The following is a 244-nucleotide window of genomic DNA, read 5'->3' as shown; positions in this document are numbered from 1 at the left end:
AATACGTTTCACTTCTGAGTTCGGAATGGAGTCAGGTGGTACCGTATCGCTATGGCTGCCAGGATAAAACTGGTAACAATTTGGGAAAGATAATATTAATTCAATCAGTGAGTAACTGCTTTTTACTCTACTTTCCGCTCATTTTTCAGAGCTTAGCTTGTCTACAACACTCAGAAGTCCAAAGCTTCTTGGGCGTTGTATGGTTAAGCCTCTCGGGCAATTAGTACAGGTTAGCTTAACGCCT

General features: G+C 41.8%; 1 rRNA gene. It reads right to left on the bottom strand.

Going from position 1 to position 244, the window contains the following annotated elements:
• A 5S ribosomal RNA gene (rrf, locus tag V7R35_RS17850) occupies positions 1–63 on the bottom strand; the annotation flags it as partial.
• Positions 64–244: the final 181 nt, after the last annotated feature.

The organism is Alteromonas sp. S167 (assembly GCF_036864375.1).
Classification (GTDB): domain Bacteria; phylum Pseudomonadota; class Gammaproteobacteria; order Enterobacterales; family Alteromonadaceae; genus Alteromonas.
The sequence above is the reverse complement of the archived record's forward strand: the minus strand, read 5'-3'. Positions and strand labels throughout refer to the sequence as shown.